The sequence below is a fragment of the Flavobacterium sp. LMO8 genome (genome assembly GCF_009495755.1).
Classification (GTDB): domain Bacteria; phylum Bacteroidota; class Bacteroidia; order Flavobacteriales; family Flavobacteriaceae; genus Flavobacterium.
Genome location: NZ_WIBJ01000008.1, coordinates 15,120 through 40,148, shown reverse-complemented (window position 1 = coordinate 40,148; position 25,029 = coordinate 15,120). Strand labels below are relative to the sequence as shown.

Sequence of the window (25,029 nt, the reverse complement as noted above, 5' to 3'; positions counted from 1 at the left end):
CAAACCCTGTCTGCACCGACAGGGTTTTTTTATATCACATCATGAAAATAGCAATTATCGGATTTGGTAATATGGGACAAACCTATGCCAATAGTTTTATGAGCTCTGGCTTTGTAGGAGCTTCAGATATTTTAATTTTGAACAAAACAAAAATTGAGGAAAAGAATAGTTTTGGAATTGATATTTCTAATTTTTACACGAAACCGAATCCTAAAATCTTCGAGTCGGATATTTTAATTTTGGCAGTAAAACCTCAAGATTTTAAACAATTAGCTTCTGAGATACAAATATTTCTAAATCCAGAACACGTGGTTTTGTCTGTAATGGCAGGAATTTCAATTGAAATGATGCAAAGGGATTTAAATGTTACTAAAATAGTACGTTCAATGCCAAATATTCCAACCCAAATAGGCGAGGGAATGACTGTTTTTTGCGCTTCAAACGCGGTGGATAGAAAAGAACTTTTCATTGTTCAGAATTTAATCAATACGACTGGAAAATCCATTTATATCGAAAAAGAAGAAATGCTAAATGCAGCAACAGCCGTTTCAGGAAGTGGACCCGCTTATGTGTTTTATTTCATGCAAGCCATGATTGAATCTGCTGTTAAATTAGGTTTTTCACCTTCAGAAGCAGAGTTTTTGGTAAGTCAAACATTTTCAGGTTCAGTTCAATTGCAAAATAGAAGTAAATTGTCTAATAAAGCTTGGATTCAACGAGTTGCTTCAAAAGGAGGAACAACCGAAGCTGCTTTGTCTGTTTTCAATCAAAAAGAACTTCAAGAAATTGTAATAGAAGGAATTGAATCTGCCAATGCAAGAGCCGTTGAACTAGGATCATAAAAAAAAACGCTTTCCATAGGAAAGCGTTTTTTGTTCATAGCAATTTTATTTAAGAAACGAATTAGTTTAAGTTTGGTAAAATTACGTTATCGATAACGTGAATTACACCATTAGTTGCTTGTACATCTACCGCAACAATATTAGTTTGTCTTGCAGCTTCATCTGTAATTGTTGTACCGGAAATCGTGAAAGTTCCAGTTTCAAAAGTAGTAATAGGTCCTGTTGGAATACCTGTTGACAATACATTTGCACCAGCTACTACGTGGTAACTTAATACAGCTGTTAATTGAGCACTTGTTAAACTTGCAATTGTACCTGGATTTTGTGATTCGAAAGTTTCAAAAGCTGTATTTGATGGGGCAAAAACAGTAAAAGGAGAATTAGCAGTACCAGACAAAATTCCAACGAAGTTAGGTTGACCATCAGCAGTTAATGCACCAACCAAGGTAGAAAAGTTTGGGTTTGCTGTAGCATGTGTTACAATTGTTGGTAAGCCAATAACAGCATCTACAACGTGTACTACACCATTAGAAGCCATAACATCAGCAGTAATTACGTCTGCAACTCCATTTAAACGAACACCTGAAGTTGTATTAACAAACATGCTTAATGTATTTGTTGATGAAGCGCTTCCTTTAGCAAGAGTTTTAATATATCCTGTTGAAAGATCAGTAGACATGTTTACCCCAGTTACCATGTGGTTTAAAAGTACTTGTCTTAATACTGACACAGGGACATCTTCTAAGGTTTCAAAATTGTTGTCAGCTAAAAATTGAATAAAAGCATCATTTGTAGGAGCAAAGACTGTAAAAGATCCATTTCTGTCTAAAGTTAGGTCTGCTCTTTCTAGAGCATCAACTAAAATTGACAGATTTGAGTTTTGAGAAGCAATGGCAGCAATAGTATTTCCGCCGTCAGAAGAGTTGTCGTCATCTGAACAAGAAAACATAATAGTAGAAGTTACTACAATTAAAGTTAATTTGATTAATTTTGCATAGTTTTTCATGGGATAATTATTTTTTGTTTTAACAAATTTAAAAAAGATTAAACAAATAAAAAATTAATCAGTAGTGTTAAATAGTAAATTTAACTTATATTTATTTTTTGTTTAACCAGTATTTGGTATGGAAATTGATTTTATATTTAATTAGTTATCAAAAAATTAAACAATATTTAAAAAAATGAAACAAATATTTTTTCTGTTTTTACTTTTCAGTGCTTTTTTAGCAAATGCTCAAGACAAAGTCAATCAATTAGACGATAAAGGGAATCGTCATGGATTGTGGAGAGGTACTCATAAAGAATCAAATCGTATTCGTTATGAAGGAACTTTTAATCATGGAAAGGAAACAGGTATTTTTAAATATTTTGATGATACAAAAGCTGGAACTGTTATAGCAACTCGAGATTTTTCTAAAGGAGATGGTTCTTGTTATGCTGTTTTTTATGATCAAAAAGGGAATAAAGTAAGTGAGGGAAAATTAGTAAACAAACTTCCTGATGGCGAATGGAAATATTATCATTTTGAATCAAAACAAATAATGTCTCATGAACATTATAAACAAGGTAAATTAAAAGGACATCGTAAAGTTTTTTATAAAGATGGTACTTTAGCAGAAGATACACATTATAAGCACGGAATAAAAGAAGGTCACTCTAAAACATATTCGGAAAAAGGACAATTGTTAGAAGCTCATATAAACAAAAATGGACAATATGATGGCGTAGCTTCATACTATGATGGTTTAGGTAACAAATTGTATGAAGGGAATTACGTCAATGGAAAACGTGTGGGAACTTGGAAATTTTTCGAAAAAAATAAGGTAATTAAACAAGTAAAAGCGGCTAAATTTAGTCAAGAATTGATAAAGTACGAGCAAAGAAATGCACAAGAAGCATCAAAAACGCTAGAACAATTAAAGCAAGAAAAAGGAGGACAAGAATAAATGAAAAGAGTTGTAGTAGGACTTTCGGGTGGAGTAGACTCGAGTGTTGCAGCATATTTATTAAAAGAACAAGGATATGAAGTTATTGGTCTTTTTATGAAGAATTGGCACGATGATTCTGTAACTATTTCCAATGAATGTCCATGGTTAGAAGATAGTAACGATGCTTTGCTAGTAGCTGAGAAACTTGGAATTCCTTTTCAAACGGTAGATTTATCCGAACAATACAAAGAGAAAATCGTTGATTATATGTTTAACGAATACGAAAAAGGGAGAACACCAAATCCTGATGTATTGTGCAACAGAGAAATCAAGTTTGACGTTTTTATGAAAATTGCCATGTCTCTAGGTGCAGACTATGTAGCAACAGGACATTATTGCCGTAAAGGAACCATTGAAAAAGATGGAACTGAAGTTTTTCAATTATTAGCTGGTAAAGACGATAATAAAGACCAATCTTACTTTCTTTGTCAATTATCACAAGAGCAACTTTCAAAAGCATTATTTCCTATTGGTGAATTAACCAAACCAGAAGTTCGTGAAATTGCATCGAAGTTAGATTTAATTACCGCCGAAAAGAAAGATTCGCAAGGACTTTGTTTCATCGGTAAAGTGCGCTTGCCTGAGTTTTTACAACAAAAATTACAACCTAAAGAAGGCGTAATTATAGAAATTCCAGCGGAAGCCGAAATATATCATCAAGAAAAACCACAATTCAATTCAGAAGAAGAAGCTTTTGCTTTCGAATCTAAAAGAATTGATTATTTAAAAGTACCAGGAAAAGTAATGGGTAAACATCAAGGGGCTCATTATTTTACAAAAGGACAGCGCAAAGGTTTAAATGTAGGTGGAACAAAAGAGCCTCTATTCATTATAGAAACTGATGTTGAAAAGAATATTGTGTACACTGGTCAAGGCAATCAACATCCTGGATTATTCAAAAAAGCATTGTTTATTGCAAATGATGAAGTGCATTGGATAAGAGAAGATTTAGCTTTGAAAGATGGTGATAAAATGGAGGTAATGGCAAGAATTCGTTACCGTCAACCCTTACAAAAAGCTATTTTGCATCAATTTAAAGACGGAATGTATGTAGTGTTTGAAAATCCACAATCGGCTATTACAGAAGGACAATTCGTAGCTTGGCATTTGAATGAAGAAGTTTTAGGAAGTGGTGTAATTGCTTAATTAATTTAAACTTCATGAATTTCTTATATATAGTTATTGGTTTAGTTTTATTGGTTTTAGGTGGGAATTGGTTGTTAAAATCAGCTATTGGATTATCTTTAAAATTCAATATTTCAAAAATTATTGTAGGTTTAACAGTTGTTTCATTTGCAACATCAGCTCCAGAGATGATTGTGAGTGTTAAAGCTGCCTTGTCGGGATTTTCTGATATTGCTTTAGGAAATATTGTAGGTTCAAATATTGCAAACATAGGATTAGTCTTAGGCGTAGTTTTACTTATAAATGCAATTAATTTGGAAAACTCGTTCTTAAAATCCGATTGGCCGGTAGCAATGATTGCAACTATTTTGTTGTTTTTCTTTTTAATTATTGATGGCGTTTTAAGTAGAACTGAAGGATTTATTTTTGTTATAATTTTAATTCTTTATTTGCTTTACTTAATAAAGACAAACACAAAAATTGAAGTTGATGAAATTCATCCAGATTTGGAAAGGGTAGAAAATTTGTCCTATAAAATGATTTTTTTATTCTTGATTTTAGGTGGATTTGGTTTATGGTTAGGTTCAGAATTATTAGTAAATGGAGCAGTTAATTTAGCTGAAAATCTTGGGGTAAGTAAACGAATAATAGCAATTACTGTGGTTTCTATTGGTACAAGTATTCCAGAGTTAGCTTCTTCGGTAATAGCTTCTTTAAAAAAAGAGAGTGCTATTTCAATTGGGAACATCATTGGATCTAATATTTTTAATATTTTAAGTGTTTTAGGATTAACCGTTTTAATCAAACCAATAGACAAAATTGACATTCGAATTTTAGATCAGGATATTTACTGGATGTTAGGATTTGTATTTGTTTTACTTCCATTAGTGTTTTTGCCTACTCGTAATAGTTTAAGTTTTAAGGAAGGAATTATTTTATTATTAATGTATTGTGCATTTCTTTATTACACGATTTCTTAAAATATTCTATCATTTTTATTATATTTGAAATCGCCATTAATAAAAAGCTTGCGTAAGCATTTTTTAACTTTTTAAGTAAATCTTGATGCTCGATTATGATAAAAAAAATACTTTTACTTTTTGTCTTTTTATACACTTTTGTAGCACAAGCACAAGAGGACGCTTGGGTGTATTTTAATGACAAACCTGACTCCGCTTATTATTTAGCTAATCCTTTACAAATGTTAACTCAAAGAGCATTAGACAGAAGAGCAGCACAAGGAATCTCTTTAGCTAACTCCGATGTTCCTATTGCTCAAACTTATATTGACCAAGTAACGGCTTCAACAGGAATTACGGTCATGGCTAAGTCAAAATGGTTAAATGCACTTCATGTTAGGGGAACTCAGGTAAATATTGAGTCACTTACTAATTTATCATTTGTCAGTCAGATACAGTTTGCGGATTCAAATTTAAATTCAAGGTATTCAAGTGGAAAATCAAATGAATTAAAACCAGTTAATAAACAATTAGAAATTTTAGCTAATTTCAATTACGGAGGTTCATCTAACCAAATTGAAATGTTAAACGGACATTTATTGCACCAACAAAATTTCACCGGACAAGGCAAAATGGTTGCGATTATGGATGCTGGTTTTCCAGGTGTAAATACTGCAAGTTCTTTTCAAAGATTACGAGATAATAATCTTATTTTAGGAGGTTATAATTTTCCAGATAGAAATACTTCAATTTATACCAGAAGTTCTCACGGAACCTCTGTTTTATCTTGTATGGCAGGATTTGTAGATAATCAATTGGTTGGAACAGCACCAGATGCTCAATATTATCTTTTTATTACAGAAGATACAAATTCTGAAAATCCAGTAGAAGAATCGTATTGGGTAGAAGCAACGGAAATGGCAGATAGTTTAGGAGTTGATGTAATCAATACTTCTTTAGGATATTTTGCATATGATAATCCAAATTACAGTTACTCTTATTCGGATATGAATGGAATTAAATCATTCGCAGCAAGAGGAGCTGACAAAGCGTTTTCAAAAGGAATGATTTGTGTAACAAGCGCTGGAAATTCTGGAAATTCTGCAAATCCACATATAGCAACACCAGCTGACGCAATTACAACATTAACGGTTGGTGCTGTAGATACAACTGAAAATTATGTTGCTTTTAGTTCTATCGGACCATCATTTGATGGAAGGGTTAAACCCGATGTTTGCGCTAAAGGAGCAAGTGCTACTATTAGTAATTCTTCTGGAGGTATAACAACAGCTAATGGAACTTCGTTTTCAAGTCCTATTTTAGCAGGAATGGTAACTACCTTTTGGTCGGCTGTTCCCAATATGACAAATGCTGAAATTATGCAATTTGTAAAAGAATCTGCAGATATTTATGCAAATCCAACAATCTACAAAGGATATGGAGTGCCCGATTTTCAATTGGCTTTAACCAATGCTCTGTCGTTAAATTCATACCAAAACAATCCTGTTATTTTGTATCCAAATCCTGTTCAAAACGAGTTGAATATAATATTTACAGAATCTGAAAAATCAGGAGAATTAATTTTATATAACAATATTGGTCAACAAGTTGCAATCTTTTTTGTTTCTGAAACAAATCCAATTGTATCTTTAGATAGTTTGGCATCAGGTTTGTATTTTTACCAATTAAAATCGGCTAATAAAGTAGCTCAAGGAAAACTTTTAAAATTATAATGAATAAAATTACCCAACTCTTCAATATAAAATATCCTATCATCCAAGGCGGAATGATTTGGAACAGCGGTTACAAATTAGCAAGTGCCGTAAGTAATGCTGGCGGTTTAGGCTTAATTGGTGCAGGTTCAATGTATCCAGAAGTATTAAGAGAACATATTCAAAAATGTAAAAAAGCCACAGATAAACCTTTTGGAGTAAACGTACCAATGTTATATCCAAACATTGAAGAAATTATGCAAATTCTAAAAGAAGAAGAAGTAAAAATCGTTTTTACTTCAGCTGGAAATCCAAAAACTTGGACACCGTTTTTAAAAGAAAATGGCATAACTGTTGTACATGTAGTAAGTAGTTCTAAATTCGCATTAAAAGCACAAGAAGCAGGAGTGGATGCTGTTGTTGCAGAAGGTTTTGAAGCTGGCGGACACAACGGAAGAGAAGAAACGACAACATTGACATTAATTCCAATGGTGCGCGAACAAATTTCAATTCCATTAATTGCTGCTGGTGGAATTGCAACAGGTAGAGGAATGTTAGCCGCTATGACTTTAGGTGCCGATGGCGTTCAAATGGGAAGTCGTTTTGCTGCTTCAACCGAAAGTTCGGCTCACGATGAATTCAAAAGAACGATTGTGGAAACTGGTGAAGGCGATACGCAATTAACATTAAAAGAATTAGCTCCTGTTCGACTAATCAAAAATAAATTCTATAACGATGTTCAGGAATTATATGCTAAATGTCCATCAAAAGAAGATTTAGTAGAATTGTTAGGAAAAAGAAGAGCAAAAAGAGGTATGTTTGAAGGCGATTTAGTCGAAGGCGAGTTAGAAATAGGGCAAATTGCTGGATTAATTCACGATATTTTACCTGTTGAAACTATTGTTGATAATATCATTGCCGAATTTATCATCGCTAAAAAAGAGGTAACTACCTTTGAATTTTAATTAAAGAAAATATAATGAAGAGTTTAAAATACATAGTATTGTTTTTATTTTTTGCATCAGTTACTACTTATGCTCAAAAATTTAATTTTAAAACTTCTGGATATATGGTAAGCCAGAAAGACAAAAAAGGAAATTGGGGCGATTGGTCAAAATTGCAAAAATCAGAAATGACAGTCCTTTTGGACATGGAAAGTCACCGAATTGTAGTTTATTCAGAAGTACTTCAATTGTTTTCTATAATGAAATACGGTAATCAAGAAACAAAAGGTGATGATGATGTTGTAACCTTTAATTGCGTTGATAACAATGGAGTAGAATGTGTTTTAACCATATACACCAGAAAGAAACAAGGAAGCAGAAATCAATTATATATCACCTATCAAGATATGATTATTGCTTATAATATGACGGTTTTTGAAGATAAACCTACGAAGAAAAAATAAGTTTAAATTATAATTAAAATGACTTTTTATTGGATCCAATAAAAAGTCATTTTTTTATTTTTAACATTCCATTTACATCAAAAATGTACTTTTGTATAAAATAGTTTTAAAATGAAAAAAGCCTTAGCCTCATTAGTTATTCTAGTTTCTTTTTTAGGAACTGCTCAAGATAAACCAAAATTAGTTGTAGGAATCGTAGTAGACCAAATGAAAATGGAATACTTATACCGTTTTTCAAATGATTTTTCCGAAAACGGTTTTAAACGATTAATGAAAGAAGGTTATACGTTTCTTAACACGCATTACAATTACATGCCAACATACACGGCACCAGGTCATGCTTCTATTTACACAGGAACTACGCCTGCTGTTCATGGAATTGTAGGAAACGATTGGTTCAATAAAGCAACTGGGAAAGAAATGTATTGTACTGATGATGCAACGGTTTCAACCTTAGGTGATGATTCTGAAAAAGAAGGAAAAATGTCGCCAAGAAACTTACAAAGTTCTACCATGACAGATGAATTGAAGCTTTCAACCAATTTCAAAGGAAAAGTAATCGGCATGAGTATTAAAGATAGAGGTGCTATTTTACCAGCGGGACATTTTGCCGATTGGGCTTTTTGGTACAGTAAAACGGGAGCGTTTATTTCGAGTACATATTATGGTGAAAAATTACCAGATTGGGCTACACAGTTTAATTCAGAAAAGCATTATTTAAAATATTTGAGTAAGAATTGGGAATTACTTAAACCAAAAGAAACCTATAACGAAAGTTTAACCGATAACAATCCATACGAAGGAAAACTATATAAAAAAGCACCGTTTATGCCATATAATTTAAAAGATATGTATGATGCAAACGATGCTGGAATTCTACGTTCAACGCCTTATGGAAACAATTTATTAGCCGATTTTGCTAAAAAAGCCATTGAAAGCGAAAATTTAGGAAAAGATAACATCACCGATTTTCTAGCAGTAAGTTTTTCTTCAACTGATTACATCGGACATGTTTTAGGTCCACGTTCAATTGAATTACAAGATACGTATTTACGTTTAGACGAAACTATTGCTGATTTCTTAGCTTACTTAGACAAAACCGTTGGAAAAGGAAATTACTTAGTTTTCTTAACAGCAGATCATGCTGGAGCGGAAAATGTGACGTATTTGAAAGATAATAAATACAAAGTAGATAACATCAATTATAAAAACATTCAAAAAGAGTTAAAGGAATTTTCAGAAACTACTTTTGGAGAAAACTTAGTATTGGATTATTCTAATTATAACCTATTTTTTGATAAAACAAAAGTAAAAGCAAAAGGCTTGAATTTACAAGAGGTAAAACAAACCTTCAAAGATTATTTACACAAACAAGACTACATCAAGCGTGTTTACACTGAAGAAGAAATCACCAACGGAAATCCAAGTGATTACTATTTAGACTTCATTACAAAAGGATACGACCCAACACAAAGCGGAGAACTTATCATGATTTTCAAACCAGGTTATGTAGAATATTCTTCAACTGGAACAACACACGGTTCGCCTTATTCTTATGACACACACGTTCCGTTAATTTTCTTTGGCTGGAACATCAAAAAAGGTCAAACTCACGATAGAAAAGAAATCACACAAATTGCTCCAACGGTTACCCAACTGCTTAAAATTACTATGCCAAATAGTTCTGATGGTAAGGTTTTGTTGGAGGTTTTAGGGAAGTAATTTATGGAATTTAATTTAAACGGAACTTGGTTGTTTGTTAAAACTGGAGGCCATTACGGCAAAACAGATTTATTAGAATTTGATAATGATGAAATTCTTCATTTTACATTAGAAAAAGGTGATGATTCATTTCTTCATAAAGAGAGAAATCAGCTTTGGAATGAAAGACTAAATGTAGAGGAATTAGAATTTTTGACCCCAAACAGAATTAGATTATCTAGAAAAGGTATTAAAAGAACTGTTAGTAATTTTGAAGAAGCATCAATTTCTTCAGAATGCATATTTGAATTAGATTAAGAGAGATTGTTTCCAACTCAAACTGATTTATCAGAAGAAGAAATACAACTTTTAAAATTCGATTTTTCCTGGAATAATAATAAAAAGATTATTGTTTTTAATGAAATATTAGATTCACTTGTAATTCAAGAACTCAATAAAGACATGAATAGAATAGGAAGCAGAATTCTATTAGAGAGATTTAATGAAACACTATTTCTTTCATTTTATGATGATATTTATGTAGATATTCAAATACCAATTAAATATGTTGATTCTGAAATTATGATTCTTTATGGATTTCCAAATGAACCTTATGAAGTAACTTGTACTGTTATAAAATAAAAACCCGAATTAATAACTAATCCGAGCTTTTCTTTTTTTAACCAAAAAAACTAAATTTCAAGCATTACTTGATTTTTCAAAATATCATCAAACGTTTCGCGCTCTCTGATTAAGTGACCTTTTCCGTCTTTCCATAGTACTTCAGCTGGTTTTAGTCGTGAGTTGTAGTTAGATGCCATTGAAAAGCAATAAGCGCCTGCGTTTCTAAAACATAAAATATCACCTTCGTGAATTTCTGTTATTCTTCGGTTGCTAGCAAAAGTGTCAGTTTCGCAGATATAACCTACTACCGAATAGTAACGTTCTTTCCCTTTTGGGTTAGATATATTTTCAATATGATGTTGCGCACCATATAACATCGGACGAATCAAATGGTTGAATCCAGAATCAATTCCAGCAAAAACTGTTGAAGTAGTTTGTTTTACTACATTTACTTTTGCTAGGAAATAACCAGCTTCGCTTACCAAGAATTTTCCGGGCTCAAAAGCTAAAGTCAATGGACGACCATATTCTTTTTCAAAAGCTAAAAAACGTTTCGTTAATTTTCTTCCAAATTCTTCTACATTCGTCTCGATATCCCCTTTTTTGTAAGGTACTTTGAATCCACTTCCAAAATCAATAAAATCTAATGCTGGGAAATTTTTAGCTGTTTCGAATAAGATTTCTGCTGCATATAAAAATACTTCAACATCTAAAATATCAGAACCTGTATGCATGTGGATTCCATTGATATGCATTTTCGTATTTTCAATAATTCTCAAAATATGTGGCAATTGATGAATCGAAATTCCAAATTTACTATCAATATGTCCTACAGAAATATTCGCATTTCCTCCCGCCATCACATGTGGATTAATTCGAATACAAACTGGAATTGTTGGGTGTTTTGTACCAAATTGCTCTAAAATCGATAAATTATCAATGTTAATTTGAACACCAAATTGCGCTACTTCTTCAATTTCTTCCATCGAAACACCATTTGGAGTGTAAATGATATCTTTCGGGTCAACACCTGCATGTAATCCCAGTTGCACTTCTTGTAAAGAAACAGTATCCAATCCAGAACCTAAACTTTTTAAGTATTTCAAAACAGAAACATTCGATAAAGCTTTAACGGCATAATGCACCTTAAAACGTTCTACTTTGCTAAATGCATTTTGTAATCGGTTGTATTGAAAGGCAATTTTTTCCGCATCATATACATATAACGGACTTCCAAATTCTGATGCTAATTGTTGTAATACTTCTGGTTTCATTGTTATTTAATTTGATGCAAAAGTAAATCAATATTAATTCAATGCAATTTTTAAAACAATTATTAACAAAAAATAACAAAATGTTTTATTTGTAACATTTGAAAATTTTTTAACTTGCACTTTTAATAAGAATATGTATATCAAATTCCCAAATTAAACGAAAAAAAGTTAGTCCATTAAAAATTACTTTGCTATTTTTGTGGCACTTTTTTAAACAAGATAAACGCATAACAATTATGAACATACACGAATATCAGGGTAAAGAAATCCTAGCTAGTTATGGAGTACGTGTTCAACGTGGTATTGTTGCAAACAATCCAGTTGAGGCGGTAGCTGCAGCAAAACAATTAACTACAGAAACAGGTACAAGTTGGTACGTAGTAAAAGCACAAATCCATGCTGGAGGTAGAGGAAAAGGTGGAGGAGTTAAGTTAGCTAAAAACTTAGACCAAGTAACTGAAATTTCTGAGCAAATAATCGGAATGCAGTTAATTACCCCACAAACTCCACCAGAAGGAAAAACAGTTCACAAAGTATTAATCGCTGAAGATGTTTATTATCCTGGTGAAAGCGAAACTTCTGAATTCTATGTTTCTGTTTTATTAAACAGAGCTACTGGACGTAATATGATTATGTATTCTACAGAAGGTGGAATGGACATTGAAGAAGTGGCTGAGCATACTCCACATTTAATTTTTACAGAAGAAATTGATCCTTCTGTTGGATTACAAGGTTTCCAAGCTAGAAAAATTGCTTTCAATTTAGGTTTGTCTGGTGATGCTTTCAAAGAAATGGTTAAATTTATCGATGCTTTATACAAAGCTTATATCGGTTCTGATTCATCTATGTTTGAAATCAACCCTGTATTAAAAACATCTGATAACAAAATCTTAGCAGTTGATGCTAAAGTAAATATCGACGATAACGCTTTATTCAGACAACAAAAGTATGCTGAAATGAGAGACGTTAGAGAAGAAAATCCAATCGAAGTAGAAGCTAAAGAAGTAGGATTAAACTACGTAGACTTAGATGGAACTGTAGGTTGTATGGTAAACGGAGCTGGTTTAGCAATGGCTACTATGGACTTAATTAAGTATGCAGGTTTTGAACCAGCTAACTTCTTAGACGTAGGTGGAACTGCTGATGCTAAACGTGTTGAAACTGCTTTCCGTATTATCTTAAAAGATCCAAACGTAAAAGCTATTTTGATTAACATTTTTGGTGGTATCGTTCGTTGTGACCGTGTTGCTCAAGGCGTTGTTGATGCTTACAAAAATATGGGTGACGCTATTACAGTGCCAATCATTGTTCGTTTACAAGGAACTAACGCAGAAATTGCTAAAGAATTAATCGATAATTCAGGTATGCCTATATTATCTGCTGTTCAATTCCAAGAAGCAGCTGACCAAGTAAAAGCTGCTTTATCTTAATCGAATTTTAAATTCAATCATAAAGAAACTCTCAGATTTATCTGGGAGTTTTTTGTTTTTTACAGGCTCAATATTTTTTAAACTTCAAAGGATTTCTTACATTAGCCATTCAATTTACAAACCATGATTACAGAAGCGCAATTTCAAAAAGAATTAGAATTAATCATTAGTAATTCCATCCGTGAAGATGTTGGAGACGGCGACCATAGTTCGTTAGCTTGTATTCCAGCTTCTGCGCAAGGAAAAGCAAAGTTATTAGTTAAAGATGAAGGAATTATTGCTGGAGTAGAATTTGCCAAAATGATTTTTCATTATGTGGATAATGATATGAAAGTGGAAACGTTTATGAATGATGGAGAAAGAGTAAAATATGGTGATGTTATTTTTCATGTTTCAGGAAGTTCGCAATCGATTTTAAAAGCGGAGCGTTTGGTATTGAATTCGATGCAACGAATGAGCGCCATCGCAACAAAAACCAAAATGTTTGTTGATTTACTAGAAGGTACAAAAACTAAAATTTTAGATACCAGAAAGACTACACCAGGAATTCGTGCCATCGAAAAATGGGCAGTTAAAATTGGTGGAGGTGAAAATCATCGCTTTGCGTTGTACGATATGATAATGTTGAAAGACAATCACAACGATTTTGCAGGTGGTATTCCTCAAGCAATTGCAAAAACAAAGCAATATTTGATTGATAATAGCAAAGATTTAAAAATAATTGTTGAAGCCAGAAATTTAGACGAAGTACAACAAATATTAGAAGCTGGCGGCGTTTACCGAATTTTATTAGATAATTTCGATTACGAAACGACTAAGAAAGCGGTAGCTATGATTGGAGATCAAAGTTTGACAGAATCTTCAGGAAATATCAATGAAAAAACCATTCGCAATTATGCAGAATGCGGTGTGAATTATATTTCTTCGGGTGCTTTAACCCATTCAGTTTATAATATGGATTTAAGTTTAAAAGCGATATAAATATGTCGGAAGAAATAGAAAATAAACTCAATAAAATTCCTTTAGTAAAACAATTGGTTGCAATTACCAAAGCCATAAAATTAAAATCTTTAGAAGGATTGTCGCTTTATGATATTTTGGAATTGTATGTTTTGGGGATTTTCAAAGGTGCTTTTTCGTACAGAGCTAGTGCTATTGCGTTTAGCTTCTTTATGGCGTTATTCCCTTTTGCTTTATTTATTTTAAATTTAATTCCGTTTATTCCATTAGAAAATTTTCAAGCCGATTTTTTAGAATTTGTTGAAAATGGTGTTCCGCCCAATACTTATGATGCTATTGAAGCTATTTTGAAAGATATTATGGGAACCAGTCATGAAGGTTTACTTTCCTCGGGTTTTATTTTGTCTATTTTATTAATGACTAACGGAATCAATGCTATTTTAGGTGGATTTGAAATGTCGGCTCATATTACAATTACAAGAGGTTTTTTTAAACAATACTTTATTTCATTGGCAATTTCTTTAGTATTATCGATGATTTTATTGATAACAGTTGCTGCGATTGTGATTGCTGAGGTAATGATTCAAAAAATTAATATTCGTGGTTATGTTGCAGATGTTTCAGTTATTGAATGGAGTAGATATGGATTCATCCTTTTAATGATTTTAATAACAACTTCAATATTATATAAGTTTGCTACAAAAGAAACTTCAAGTATGGCGTTTATTAGTTATGGTGCGGTTTTTACCACGATATTGATTATTATTTCTTCCTATGTTTTTGGAATTTACGTAACAAAATTTGCCAAGTATAATGAGTTGTATGGTTCAATTGGTACACTTCTTGTATTAATGTTTTACATCTGGATTAATTGCATGGTTTTATTACTAGGATTTGAACTAAATGCAACTATTTCAAAATTGAAAAGAAAAAATTTATATATTTAACAAAACTAAAAAAATCTAATTATGAAATCAAAGATTCACGAACTCAAAAAAAACAATTTAATTATTGTGAGTAAAAAACAAGTTATTACATTTTTAATGCTTATTGCAACAACTTTTACGGTTAATGCACAAAAAACAGTGTCAGGAGTTAAAGTTGATGAAAAATTGTCTTTAGAAGGGCAAGCATTAGTTTTAAACGGAGCTGGTACAAGAGAAAAAATGTGGATGGATTTGTATGTTGGTTCTTTATATTTACCAAAGAAAAGTTCAAGTTCAAAAGACATTATGGACAGTAAAGAATCTGCGGCGATAAAGCTAAACATCATTTCAGGAATGATTACTTCTGATAAAATGATTTCAGCTATCAACGAAGGTTTTGAAAACGCAACAGGAAAAAAAACAGCACCTTTAAAAGCTAAAATTGATAAATTTAAAGGTTTCTTTAAAGAAGAAATTAAAAAAGGCGACGTATTTATTATTATGAATGTTCCAAACGAAGGAATTGTAGTATTTAAAAACGGAGTAAAAAAAGGAAGTATTGAAGGACACGATTTCAAAAAAGCTTTGTTCGGAATTTGGTTAGGGGATAAACCAGCAGATGATGATTTAAAATCAGGAATGTTAGGAAAATAATCCTAATTATAAAAATACAAACAGAAGCGTTCTCAATTTAGGACGCTTTTTTTATTCGAGAATTTGTCTTTTTTCTATTTTCTTTACTCTATTCTCTTTTTCTATTCTCTTTTTCCAACTATATTTGTTCTATGCTGTATTTTATCGAAGTCGTTTTGCCGTTAGCAGTTTCCAAAACCTTTACGTATCAGGTTTCGGAAGCGGAATTTCACTACATTCAAATTGGAATGCAAGTGGCGGTTCCTTTTGGGAAAACGAAAATTTATACCGCATTAGTTTTAGATAAAACCAACACACCACCTCAATTATACGAAGCAAAAGAAATTCATCAAATTTTAGATGAAAAATCTGTGGTGAATCTCCATCAAATCGAGCATTGGAAATGGATTGCTTCTTATTATATGTGTTCTCTTGGTGAAGTCTTTCGAAGTGCATTGCCTTCTGGATATATCTTGGAAAGTGAAACGATTATTTCAGCTAAAGAAAATGCGGAATTAGATTCGGATGATTTAAAGGATGATGAGTATCTAATTTTAGAAGCATTAAAAAGCCAATCTTCAATTACGGTTCAAGATGTGATTAAAATTTTGGGGAAGAAAACGGTTTTTCCAATTATCAATCGATTATTAGCTAAAGGCGCTTTGGTTTTACAAGAAGAAATTTCGGAACAATACAAACCGAAATTAGTTCGCTATATAAAATTGCACGAATCTTTTTTACAACAAGAACAATTAGCTGAGCTATTAGAAGTGTTATCCAAAGCCAAAAAACAACGTGAATTGGTTCTGCATTATTTTCAATTACAAGCTCGTGAAAAAGCACCCATTTCAGTAAAAAAACTAATTGAAACTTCCGGAAGTTCTACAGCTATTGTAAAGTCCTTAGTTGATAAAACGATTTTCGAAGAATATTTCATCGCACAAGATAGAGTTGCTTTCGATAAAAAGGAGAATAGTCAATTCACGTTAAGTGAAGCGCAACAAACAGCTTTTGATAGTATTCAAGAAAATTTCAAAACCTTTGATGTGAATTTATTACACGGTGTTACGGCTTCAGGTAAAACCGAAATCTACATCAAACTTTTAGAACAATATATTAAGGATGGAAAGCAGGTTTTGTTTTTATTACCCGAAATTGCTTTAACCACACAATTGGTACAAAGATTAACAGCTTATTTCGGAAATGAAGTAGCGGTTTTTCACTCAAAATATACGAATAACGAACGAATTGAGGTTTGGAATCAAGTCTTAGAAAATTCACCAAAAGCTAAAGTGGTTATTGGGGTTCGAAGTGCATTGTTTCTTCCGTTTTCCAATTTAGGATGTATCATAGTGGATGAAGAACACGAACAAACATTCAAACAACACGATCCAGCACCAAGATATCATGCTCGCGATGCGGCTATAGTTTTAGCGAAGCAACACGGAGCAAAAGTGGTTTTGGGAAGTGCTACACCATCTTTGGAAACGTATTATAACGTACAAACTAATAAGTACGGTTTAACCGAATTAAAAGTGCGCTACGGAAATGTAGTTTTACCCGAAATTCAATTAGTCGATTTGAAAGATAAATATTTCAGAAAGAAAATGTCGGGGCATTTTTCAGATGAATTATTGGAAGAAATTACTGAAACGTTATCAAAAGGTGAACAAGTTATTTTATTTCAAAACCGCAGAGGATTTTCGCCTTATGTAGAATGCATGACGTGTGGTCATGTGCCGCATTGTCCAAGTTGCGATGTGAGTTTGACGTATTATAAATTCAAAAACCAATTGCGTTGTCATTATTGTGGTCATTCGATTGCAAATCCTACGCATTGTCATAGTTGTCAATCAGTTGATGTTACTTCGAAAGGTTTTGGAACGGAACAAATTGAAATGGAATTGAAAACCCTTTTCCCAGAGAAAAACATCGGAAGAATGGATCAAGATACCACTCGAGGAAAATTTGGCTTCGAGAAAATAATAGATTCGTTCAAAAATAGAGAAATCGATGTTTTAGTAGGAACGCAAATGCTTGCCAAAGGTTTGGATTTTGATAATGTGACTTTAGTTGGAATTTTAAATGCCGATAATTTATTGAATCAACCTAATTTCAGAGCTTACGAAAGAGCGTATCAAATGATGATGCAAGTTTCGGGTAGGGCAGGACGTTCTGAGAAAAAAGGAAAAGTGGTAATTCAAACGTATAATCCGTATCATAATACTATCCAACAAGTTTTGGGTAATGATTATATGGGAATGTATAAAGAACAAATTTACGAACGTCAGAATTTTAAATATCCGCCTTTCTTCCGATTAGTAAAACTTACATTAAAACATCGCGATTTTGATAAATTGAAAGAAGGTTCGATGTGGATTTATAACGTGTTGTCTCAAAATTTAGATATGCCAGTTTTGGGTCCGGAAGAGCCAGCTATTAATAGAATTCGCAATGAATACATTCGAACGATTATGGTTAAAATCCCTGTTCAGAAGCATTTGGGTAATACCAAAAAAAATATTGCGAAAGTGCTCATGAGTTTTGAAGCAGTTCCGCAATATCGTTCTATTAAGGTAAAAGTTGATGTCGACGTGTATTAAGCGTTTTCGATTGCTTTTACAATTTCTTCTTTCTTATTTCGACTCAAAGGAATTTTCGTATTTCCAATTTCAGCAAACTTACTATTAAATTTTTCCACTCGGTCTAAATTAATAATATACGATTTATGAACACGAATAAATTTACCTTCTGGAAGTTCTTTTTCAAAACCTTTCATAGTTGATAATACCAAGTGACTTTCATCATCGGTAACTACTTTTATATAATCGCCATACGCTTCAATCCATTTAATTTTAGAAACATATACTTTAAGTTTCTTTAAATTACTTTTAATTACGATACTTTCTCCATGATCTTCATGGTTTTCGTAGCGTAAAGAGTGAAGTTCAGTGGCTTTTTTTACAGCCTTATTGAAACGTTCTTTAGAAATTGGTTTTTGAAGGAAATCGGTTGCTTCATAATCAAAAGCCTTTACAGCGTAATCAGCTTTTGAAGTAATGAATATAATTTGTGGTTTTGTTTTTAGTCCATCTAATAAATCGAAACCGTTAATTAATGGCATCTCAATGTCTAAAAAGATAAGGTCGATAGTATTATTATTAATGCAATTCTTGGCCTCAAGAGCATTGGCGAAATCTCCTACTAAGTTTAATAATGTTGATTCGTTAACTAATTTGGTGATGGTAATTCTTTGGATAGCACTATCATCTACAACGATACAATTCAACTTCATGGGCATATATTTTTATAGTTTGTTAAAAGTAGAATAATTATTACAACTACACAAGTTTTTTTATGTAAAAATTAATAATTGGTTATGCTTGTAATTTCAAATAAAAGTATTATTTTTGCACCCAATTTTATAACAATAAATATAAAGATTATGAATCATTATGAAACTGTTTTCATCTTGAATCCCGTTTTATCTGAACAACAGGTAAAGGAAACAGTAAGCAAGTTTGAAGATTTTCTTACTTCTAAAGGGTCTGAGATGGTATCGAAAGAAGATTGGGGCTTAAAAAAATTAGCTTACGAAATTCAACACAAGAAAAGTGGATTTTACCACTTATTCGAATTCAAAGCGCCAGCTGAAATTATTATTGCATTTGAAACTGAATTCCGTCGTGACGAGCGTGTTATGCGTTTCTTAACTGTGTCTTTAGACAAACATGCAATTTCTTGGGCAGAAAGAAGAAGAGTTAAATTAAAAGCTAAATCAAACTAATCATGTCTACATTAGAGCAATCTGCAAAAGGGAAAAAAGACGGAGATATCAGATATCTAACGCCTTTAAACATAGATACAAACAAAACTAAAAAGTATTGTCGTTTCAAAAAATCAGGTATTAAATATATCGATTATAAAGACGCTGACTTTTTATTGAAATTTGTTAACGAGCAAGGTAAAATTTTACCAAGACGTTTAACAGGTACTTCATTAAAATACCAAAGAAAAGTTTCTGTAGCTGTTAAAAGAGCTCGTCACTTAGCTTTAATGCCATACGTGGCCGATTTATTAAAATAATATTTAACAAATAGTTGTTGCTTCGCCATTGGCGGGCTAACTTCTAATTAAAAGGACAACAACATGGAACTTATCTTAAAACAAGACGTTCAAAATTTAGGATTTAAAGATGATGTAGTAACTGTGAAAAACGGATACGGACGTAACTTCTTAATTCCTCAAGGTGCTGCTATTTTAGCAACTCCTTCTGCTAAAAAAGTTTTAGCTGAAAACTTAAAGCAAAAAGCACACAAAGAAGCTAAAATCGTTGCAGATGCAAAAACTTTAGCTGAGGCTTTAAAAGCTTTAGATATCAAAATTACTGCTAAAGCAGGTGGTGATAAATTGTTTGGTTCAGTTACTAACGCTAACATTGTGGAAGCTTTAGAAGCTAACGGTCACTCAATTGATAGAAAATTTATAACAAGTGGTGTAGTAAAACGTGTAGGTAAATATACTGCAAACGTAAGATTACACAGAGATGTTATCGTTGAATTACCATACGAAATCGTAGGTGAAAAAGCATAATTTTTCTTAAAATATAAATTAGCTCCGATTTTATCGGGGCTTTTTTTTTATCTTTACTTTATAAAATTACTACATGAAGTACGCAAGATTAACCAAAGAGCAATTAGAAGAATTACATCCCGAATTTATTACTTTTTTAGCTACACAATCGATAGATAAAAAGGAATGGGATGAAATCAAACAAAATAAACCACACATTGCCGAACAAGAGATTGATGTTTTTTCTGATATGATTTGGGAAAAAGCACTAACAAATGTAACGCACATTGATCATTTTTCTAAAAATTACATTTTTCTTTTTAAATGTATGCAAAATGCGATTTTTTCTTTCGTAATTAAAACCAATAACCCACAAATTGATTTTGTTTCTGCCGATGGAATTCATTGGTTGTCCGAAAATTTGTTTTCCGATGATGTAGAAATTACAAGAGGTAAGAAAGACTTGTCAGAAAACAGAAATGAATCGTTATTTGAAATCATCAAACAAGGCGGAATCATCAGCAAAGGAGAATTGTTTACCAAATTAGACAGCTTAATCAATCAGTAAATATGAGCGTTTTAGATACTATTAATAATTTAAGAGACGAATTAAATCAGCATAATTATAACTATTATGTGTTGGATAAACCCACCATTTCTGATTTTGAATTTGACCAAAAACTAAAACAATTACAAGATTTAGAAGCGCAACATCCCGATTTTTTTGATGAAAATTCGCCAACTCAAAGAGTAGGAGGAATGGTGACCAAAAATTTCGAGACAATAAAGCACGAATATCGCATGTATTCGTTGGATAATTCCTATTCAATCGAAGATTTACAAGATTGGGAAACCCGAATTCAGAAAGTTTTAGGTGATGTTCCGTTAGAATATACTTGCGAATTAAAATACGATGGTGCATCAATTAGTATCAGTTATGAAAATGGTCGTTTAGTTCGTGCAGTAACGCGTGGCGATGGTTTTCAAGGCGATGATGTTACGAATAATATCAAAACCATTAAAGCCGTTCCAATTCATTTAAAAGGTGATTTTCCTGATAAATTTGACATTCGAGGAGAAATTATTCTTCCGTTTGCCGGATTCGAAAAAATGAATCAAGAATTAATTGAAATTGGTGAAACTCCCTATTCAAATCCTAGAAATACCGCTTCAGGAAGTTTAAAATTACAAGACAGTGCTGAAGTAGCAAAACGTCCTTTAGATTGTTTGTTGTACTTCGTAATTGGAAATAATTTACCATTTAAAACCCAATTTGAAGGTTTGCAAAAAGCAAGAGATTGGGGTTTTAAAGTTCCCGTGCAATCCAAATTAGCTAAAAATCTAAACGAAGTTTTCGAATACATCAATTATTGGGACAAACACCGTCATGATTTACCTTATGAAACCGATGGTGTGGTAATTAAAGTCAATAATTTACAGCATCAAGATGAATTAGGTTATACGGCAAAATCACCACGTTGGGCGATGGCGTATAAATTTAAAGCGGAACAAGTAACTACGAAATTAAATTCGATTTCATATCAAGTTGGACGTACAGGTGCGATTACTCCAGTTGCTAATTTAGAACCAGTGCAATTGGCGGGAACGATTGTAAAACGTGCTTCATTGCATAATGCTGACCAAATCGAAAAGTTAGATATCAGAATAGGAGATGAAGTTTTTGTAGAGAAAGGAGGCGAAATTATTCCGAAAATTATTGCTGTTGCGCAAAGAGGAAATCAAGCCGAGCCAACAAAATACATCACGCATTGTCCAGAATGTCAAACAGAATTGGTTAGAAGCGAAGGTGAAGCGAATCATTTTTGTCCAAATTTCTATGGTTGTCCGCCACAAATTATTGGAAGAGTTCAGCATTTTATTACCCGAAAAGCCATGGATATTGATGGTTTAGGTGGTGAGACGGTTGCTTTGTTGTTCAACGCAGGTTTGGTTACCAATTATGCTGATTTGTATGAGCTAAAAAAAGAGCAAATCATTCCGTTAGAAAGAATGGCTGAAAAATCGGCTGAGAATTTAATTAACGGAATTGAAAAATCGAAAACGATTCCTTTTGAACGTGTTTTGTATGCTTTAGGAATTCGATATGTGGGTGAAACCGTGGCAAAAAAGTTAGCTAAACACTACAAGTCTATTGATGCAATTGCTCAAGCGAGTATCATGGATTTGATTTTAGTTGATGAGATTGGCGATAAAATTGCACAGAGTGTCGTTCAATTCTTTGAAAATCAAGAAAATATTCGTATTATTGATAGACTTAAGAGTTTTGGTGTCCAATTAGAATCTGGAGCAGATGATGTTTTACTTTCTGAAAAGTTGAAAGGAAAGATTTTTGTAGTTTCAGGAGTTTTTGAAATTTATTCGAGAGACGAACTCAAAAAAGCCATCGAGGATAATGGTGGAAAAGTAGGAAGTTCCATTTCATCAAAAACAGATTATGTAATTGCTGGAGACAATATGGGACCATCAAAATTAGAAAAAGCGAATCATTTAAAAATTGCTATAATTTCGGAAACAGATTTTAAAAATATGATAGATGGTTAAAGTAAATTCGGCTTTAATACTATATTTTACTGCATTTGTGCTATACATAATTGCGGTGTTATTAGGTAGTGATAATTTAGAACTTTTTAGTAAACCTATTATCATTCCGTCTATTTACTATTTTTATTATATCAGCATAAGAGGAAAAATAAATTATTTATTTTCCTTATCTGTTTTATTTTTTTTTATTGGCGAAATTCTTCATTTAATTAGTCGAGAAGATTTTAATATATCGGGACTTATTTTTCTTTTATTTCCCTATTTTATAATCTTACATTTTATCATTCAAGATTTAATTTATTATTTAAAAAAACAAAAAATTAAGTTTAATACATTTTCGTTTTATATAGTTGTTATACTTTTGGTTTATCTCTTTTATAATGTGTTAATGATGATGATTGAGGAGAGTAGTTTTGATTTTTATGTATATGCGTTGTATGGTATAACGTTATTATTGATGGGGGTTCTGGTTTTTGTAATGCAATTAAATTACACTAACAGAACAATATTATTTTCAGCATTAATGGTAGCATGCTTTATTGTTTCGGATTTGTTTTTTGTTTTTTATAAGAAATTTCCCGACTTGCTTGCCTTGAAAATGATAAATGTTACCACGCAAGAGCTTTCGTTCTATTGTTATATTAGCTATTTTATTTACAGAACTAAATTTAAGCTCTATGGTAAACAAAATATTCATAACTGATAAAGAAATTGATGGAAGAGCAAGTGCAGTATTATACGTTTACTTTATAGCATATTTGTGTTATTTGTTTTTCTTTAGAATTTATAATGACATAGATATTGCCTTGATATTTAAACCTATTATAGTGCCAAGCATAGCTTTTGCTTATTTTTTTATAACAAAGTCTACAAAATTATACCTTAATTTAGGTTTGTTTTTAGTTATTTTTTTAGCAGATAATTTAATCTTACTAGAAGAAAGAGATTTAAAAGTTTTTTCAACTTATTTGTATTTAATTGCCATTTCAATTTTATTTAATTACGTTTTAACCGATTCAAAACTCTTTAATAGAAACCAATTTTTACAAAATAATTTTAAGTATTTTATTATTGCGTATTTAGTTTTGGTTATACTTTACAAAGTTGCCAGCATGACTTTAAACATAGAATTTAAAGAGTTTTTTGTGGTTATTGGTTATGTTATAATGTTCTTAATGGTATTTATTCTAAGTATTTATAATGCTTTGCGATTTAAGTCTATTGCATCACGATTTTTATTATTAACAATACTTTGCTTGTTCTTTTCGGATGTTTTTATAACATTGAATAAATATTACAGTAAGAAAGACTTGTTTATTTACATTTCTTGTATTATCGAAATACCAACCTACTATTTTCTTCTGAAGTATTTATTACACAGAGAAAAGTAGCTAAACAATAATATTCTTTTTTTGATTGTGATGTAATTTATCGTTGGTTAAATAAAAATCAATTCGGCCTAAATTTATACCAAAGCAACCTACTTGATTAATCAAAACTTCTTTTCCTTCACTGTTTTTTTCAATTACGGGTTTGTCTAAAAAAGTATGCGTGTGACCACCAATAATCAAATCGATGTTTTTTGTCTTTTGAGCCAATAGGATATCGCTTGATTTCTCTGGTTCGTCTTTGTATTTGAAACCTAAGTGAGACAAACAAATTACTAAATCACATTTTTTATCTTCTTTCAGAATTCGAGTCATATCTTGTGCCACATCAATTGGATTGTTGTACTCCGTTTCTTTGTAAAGTTTTTTATCAACAAGTCCGTCCAATTGAACTCCTAATCCGAAAATTCCAATCTTTATTCCGTCTTTAATGATGATTTTATAAGGTTTTACGATATCATTCAAAACCGTGTTTTTAAAGTCATAATTAGCGGATACAAAATCGAATTTCGCATGTGGTAATTGCGCGTAAAAACCATCAATTCCGTTGTCAAAATCATGATTTCCCATCGTAGCTAAATCGTATTGCATCATACTCATTAATTTAAATTCCAATTCACCTCCATAATAATTGAAATAAGGAGTTCCTTGAAAAATATCACCAGCATCTAATAAAAGTACATTTTTTTCTTCTTTTCTAATGCTTTCAATAATTGCAGCTCTTCTGGCAGCACCACCCATGTTTGGATTTTTGGGATGATCAGCCGGAAATGGATCTATATGACTGTGCGTATCATTTGTATGTAAAATGGTAATCTTTTTTGTGTCTATAGTAGAAAAACTACTTAAACTCACTCCTGATAAACCAAGTAAAGCCGAACTCGCAGCTGTTTTTTGGATAAAATCTCTTCTCTTCATAGCTAAG

The 25,029-nt window shown here is 31.9% G+C and carries 25 protein-coding genes; 21 read left to right on the top strand and 4 right to left on the bottom strand.

Annotated features, from left to right (window positions below; genetic code table 11):
- Positions 1–41: 41 nt before the first annotated feature.
- The gene (gene proC / locus GFJ94_RS01410) at positions 42–842 is read left to right on the top strand and encodes a pyrroline-5-carboxylate reductase (protein WP_153199672.1); all 801 of its coding nucleotides are present in this window, start codon (positions 42–44) and stop codon (positions 840–842) included.
- Between the two features lie 61 nt (positions 843–903).
- On the opposite strand, the gene GFJ94_RS01405 is transcribed toward proC, so the two are convergent.
- A complete protein-coding gene (locus tag GFJ94_RS01405) occupies positions 904–1,848 on the bottom strand; it encodes a fasciclin domain-containing protein (RefSeq protein WP_153199670.1) in 945 nt (314 codons plus the stop codon).
- A gap of 175 nt (positions 1,849–2,023) precedes the next feature.
- Between GFJ94_RS01405 and GFJ94_RS01400 the strand changes: the two genes are divergently transcribed.
- From GFJ94_RS01400 to GFJ94_RS01360, 9 genes are all read left to right on the top strand, one after another.
- Positions 2,024–2,788: a toxin-antitoxin system YwqK family antitoxin gene (locus tag GFJ94_RS01400; protein WP_153199668.1), complete on the top strand. Its 765-nt coding sequence runs from the start codon at positions 2,024–2,026 to the stop codon at positions 2,786–2,788.
- Positions 2,789–3,976: a tRNA 2-thiouridine(34) synthase MnmA gene (gene mnmA, locus GFJ94_RS01395; protein WP_153199666.1), complete on the top strand. Its 1,188-nt coding sequence runs from the start codon at positions 2,789–2,791 to the stop codon at positions 3,974–3,976.
- A 14-nt stretch (positions 3,977–3,990) separates the two neighbouring features.
- Entirely contained in the window at positions 3,991–4,935 is a 945-nt protein-coding gene (locus GFJ94_RS01390; protein WP_153199664.1) for a calcium/sodium antiporter, read from the top strand.
- Between the two features lie 95 nt (positions 4,936–5,030).
- Complete coding sequence (locus GFJ94_RS01385; RefSeq protein WP_153199662.1) at positions 5,031–6,647, top strand: S8 family serine peptidase; 1,617 nt, start codon at positions 5,031–5,033, stop codon at positions 6,645–6,647.
- A complete protein-coding gene (locus tag GFJ94_RS01380) occupies positions 6,647–7,591 on the top strand; it encodes a nitronate monooxygenase family protein (protein ID WP_153199660.1) in 945 nt (314 codons plus the stop codon). The genes GFJ94_RS01385 and GFJ94_RS01380 overlap by 1 nt, the downstream gene beginning before the upstream one ends.
- A gap of 14 nt (positions 7,592–7,605) precedes the next feature.
- A complete protein-coding gene (locus tag GFJ94_RS01375; protein WP_153199658.1) occupies positions 7,606–8,034 on the top strand; it encodes a hypothetical protein in 429 nt (142 codons plus the stop codon).
- A 111-nt stretch (positions 8,035–8,145) separates the two neighbouring features.
- Complete coding sequence (pafA, locus tag GFJ94_RS01370; RefSeq protein ID WP_153199657.1) at positions 8,146–9,756, top strand: alkaline phosphatase PafA; 1,611 nt, start codon at positions 8,146–8,148, stop codon at positions 9,754–9,756.
- A gap of 3 nt (positions 9,757–9,759) precedes the next feature.
- Positions 9,760–10,053, top strand: a complete 294-nt coding sequence (locus GFJ94_RS01365) for a hypothetical protein (protein ID WP_153199655.1) — start codon at positions 9,760–9,762, stop codon at positions 10,051–10,053.
- Between the two features lie 6 nt (positions 10,054–10,059).
- On the top strand, positions 10,060–10,377 hold the full coding sequence (locus tag GFJ94_RS01360; RefSeq protein ID WP_153199653.1) for a hypothetical protein: 318 nt from the start codon (positions 10,060–10,062) through the stop codon (positions 10,375–10,377).
- Positions 10,378–10,427: 50 nt separating this feature from the next.
- On the opposite strand, the gene lysA is transcribed toward GFJ94_RS01360, so the two are convergent.
- On the bottom strand, positions 10,428–11,633 hold the full coding sequence (lysA, locus tag GFJ94_RS01355) for a diaminopimelate decarboxylase (protein ID WP_153199651.1): 1,206 nt from the start codon (positions 11,631–11,633) through the stop codon (positions 10,428–10,430).
- A 236-nt stretch (positions 11,634–11,869) separates the two neighbouring features.
- On the opposite strand from lysA, the gene sucC reads away from it, so the two are divergent.
- From sucC to priA, 5 genes are all read left to right on the top strand, one after another.
- A complete protein-coding gene (sucC, locus tag GFJ94_RS01350; protein ID WP_153199648.1) occupies positions 11,870–13,063 on the top strand; it encodes an ADP-forming succinate--CoA ligase subunit beta in 1,194 nt (397 codons plus the stop codon).
- A gap of 123 nt (positions 13,064–13,186) precedes the next feature.
- Positions 13,187–14,044 (top strand): carboxylating nicotinate-nucleotide diphosphorylase, encoded by an 858-nt coding sequence (gene nadC / locus GFJ94_RS01345; RefSeq protein WP_153199646.1) that lies wholly within the window; start codon positions 13,187–13,189, stop codon positions 14,042–14,044.
- A gap of 2 nt (positions 14,045–14,046) precedes the next feature.
- Positions 14,047–14,970, top strand: coding sequence for a YihY/virulence factor BrkB family protein (locus GFJ94_RS01340; protein ID WP_153199644.1), 924 nt, complete (start codon positions 14,047–14,049; stop codon positions 14,968–14,970).
- Between the two features lie 21 nt (positions 14,971–14,991).
- A complete protein-coding gene (locus tag GFJ94_RS01335; protein WP_153199642.1) occupies positions 14,992–15,603 on the top strand; it encodes a chalcone isomerase family protein in 612 nt (203 codons plus the stop codon).
- 131 nt (positions 15,604–15,734) lie between these two features.
- Entirely contained in the window at positions 15,735–18,185 is a 2,451-nt protein-coding gene (priA, locus tag GFJ94_RS01330; RefSeq protein ID WP_153199640.1) for a primosomal protein N', read from the top strand.
- On the opposite strand, the gene GFJ94_RS01325 is transcribed toward priA, so the two are convergent.
- Positions 18,182–18,877 carry a LytTR family DNA-binding domain-containing protein gene (locus GFJ94_RS01325; protein ID WP_153199638.1) on the bottom strand — a complete coding sequence of 232 codons (696 nt, stop codon included), beginning with the start codon at positions 18,875–18,877 and terminating at the stop codon, positions 18,182–18,184. The genes priA and GFJ94_RS01325 overlap by 4 nt on opposite strands.
- Before the next feature lie 150 nt (positions 18,878–19,027).
- Between GFJ94_RS01325 and rpsF the strand changes: the two genes are divergently transcribed.
- The 6 genes from rpsF to GFJ94_RS01295 all read left to right on the top strand — a co-directional run bounded on the left by rpsF (position 19,028) and on the right by GFJ94_RS01295 (position 24,107).
- Positions 19,028–19,369: a 30S ribosomal protein S6 gene (rpsF, locus tag GFJ94_RS01320; protein ID WP_008253663.1), complete on the top strand. Its 342-nt coding sequence runs from the start codon at positions 19,028–19,030 to the stop codon at positions 19,367–19,369.
- A gap of 2 nt (positions 19,370–19,371) precedes the next feature.
- Complete coding sequence (gene rpsR, locus GFJ94_RS01315) at positions 19,372–19,668, top strand: 30S ribosomal protein S18 (RefSeq protein WP_008253655.1); 297 nt, start codon at positions 19,372–19,374, stop codon at positions 19,666–19,668.
- A gap of 63 nt (positions 19,669–19,731) precedes the next feature.
- Entirely contained in the window at positions 19,732–20,175 is a 444-nt protein-coding gene (rplI, locus tag GFJ94_RS01310; RefSeq protein ID WP_153199636.1) for a 50S ribosomal protein L9, read from the top strand.
- 73 nt (positions 20,176–20,248) lie between these two features.
- Positions 20,249–20,722 carry a DUF6495 family protein gene (locus GFJ94_RS01305; protein WP_153199634.1) on the top strand — a complete coding sequence of 158 codons (474 nt, stop codon included), beginning with the start codon at positions 20,249–20,251 and terminating at the stop codon, positions 20,720–20,722.
- 2 nt (positions 20,723–20,724) lie between these two features.
- On the top strand, positions 20,725–22,716 hold the full coding sequence (gene ligA, locus GFJ94_RS01300; protein WP_153199632.1) for an NAD-dependent DNA ligase LigA: 1,992 nt from the start codon (positions 20,725–20,727) through the stop codon (positions 22,714–22,716).
- 677 nt (positions 22,717–23,393) lie between these two features.
- A complete protein-coding gene (locus tag GFJ94_RS01295) occupies positions 23,394–24,107 on the top strand; it encodes a hypothetical protein (RefSeq protein ID WP_153199630.1) in 714 nt (237 codons plus the stop codon).
- On the opposite strand, the gene GFJ94_RS01290 is transcribed toward GFJ94_RS01295, so the two are convergent.
- A complete protein-coding gene (locus GFJ94_RS01290) occupies positions 24,108–25,022 on the bottom strand; it encodes a bifunctional UDP-sugar hydrolase/5'-nucleotidase (protein WP_153199628.1) in 915 nt (304 codons plus the stop codon).
- Positions 25,023–25,029: the final 7 nt, after the last annotated feature.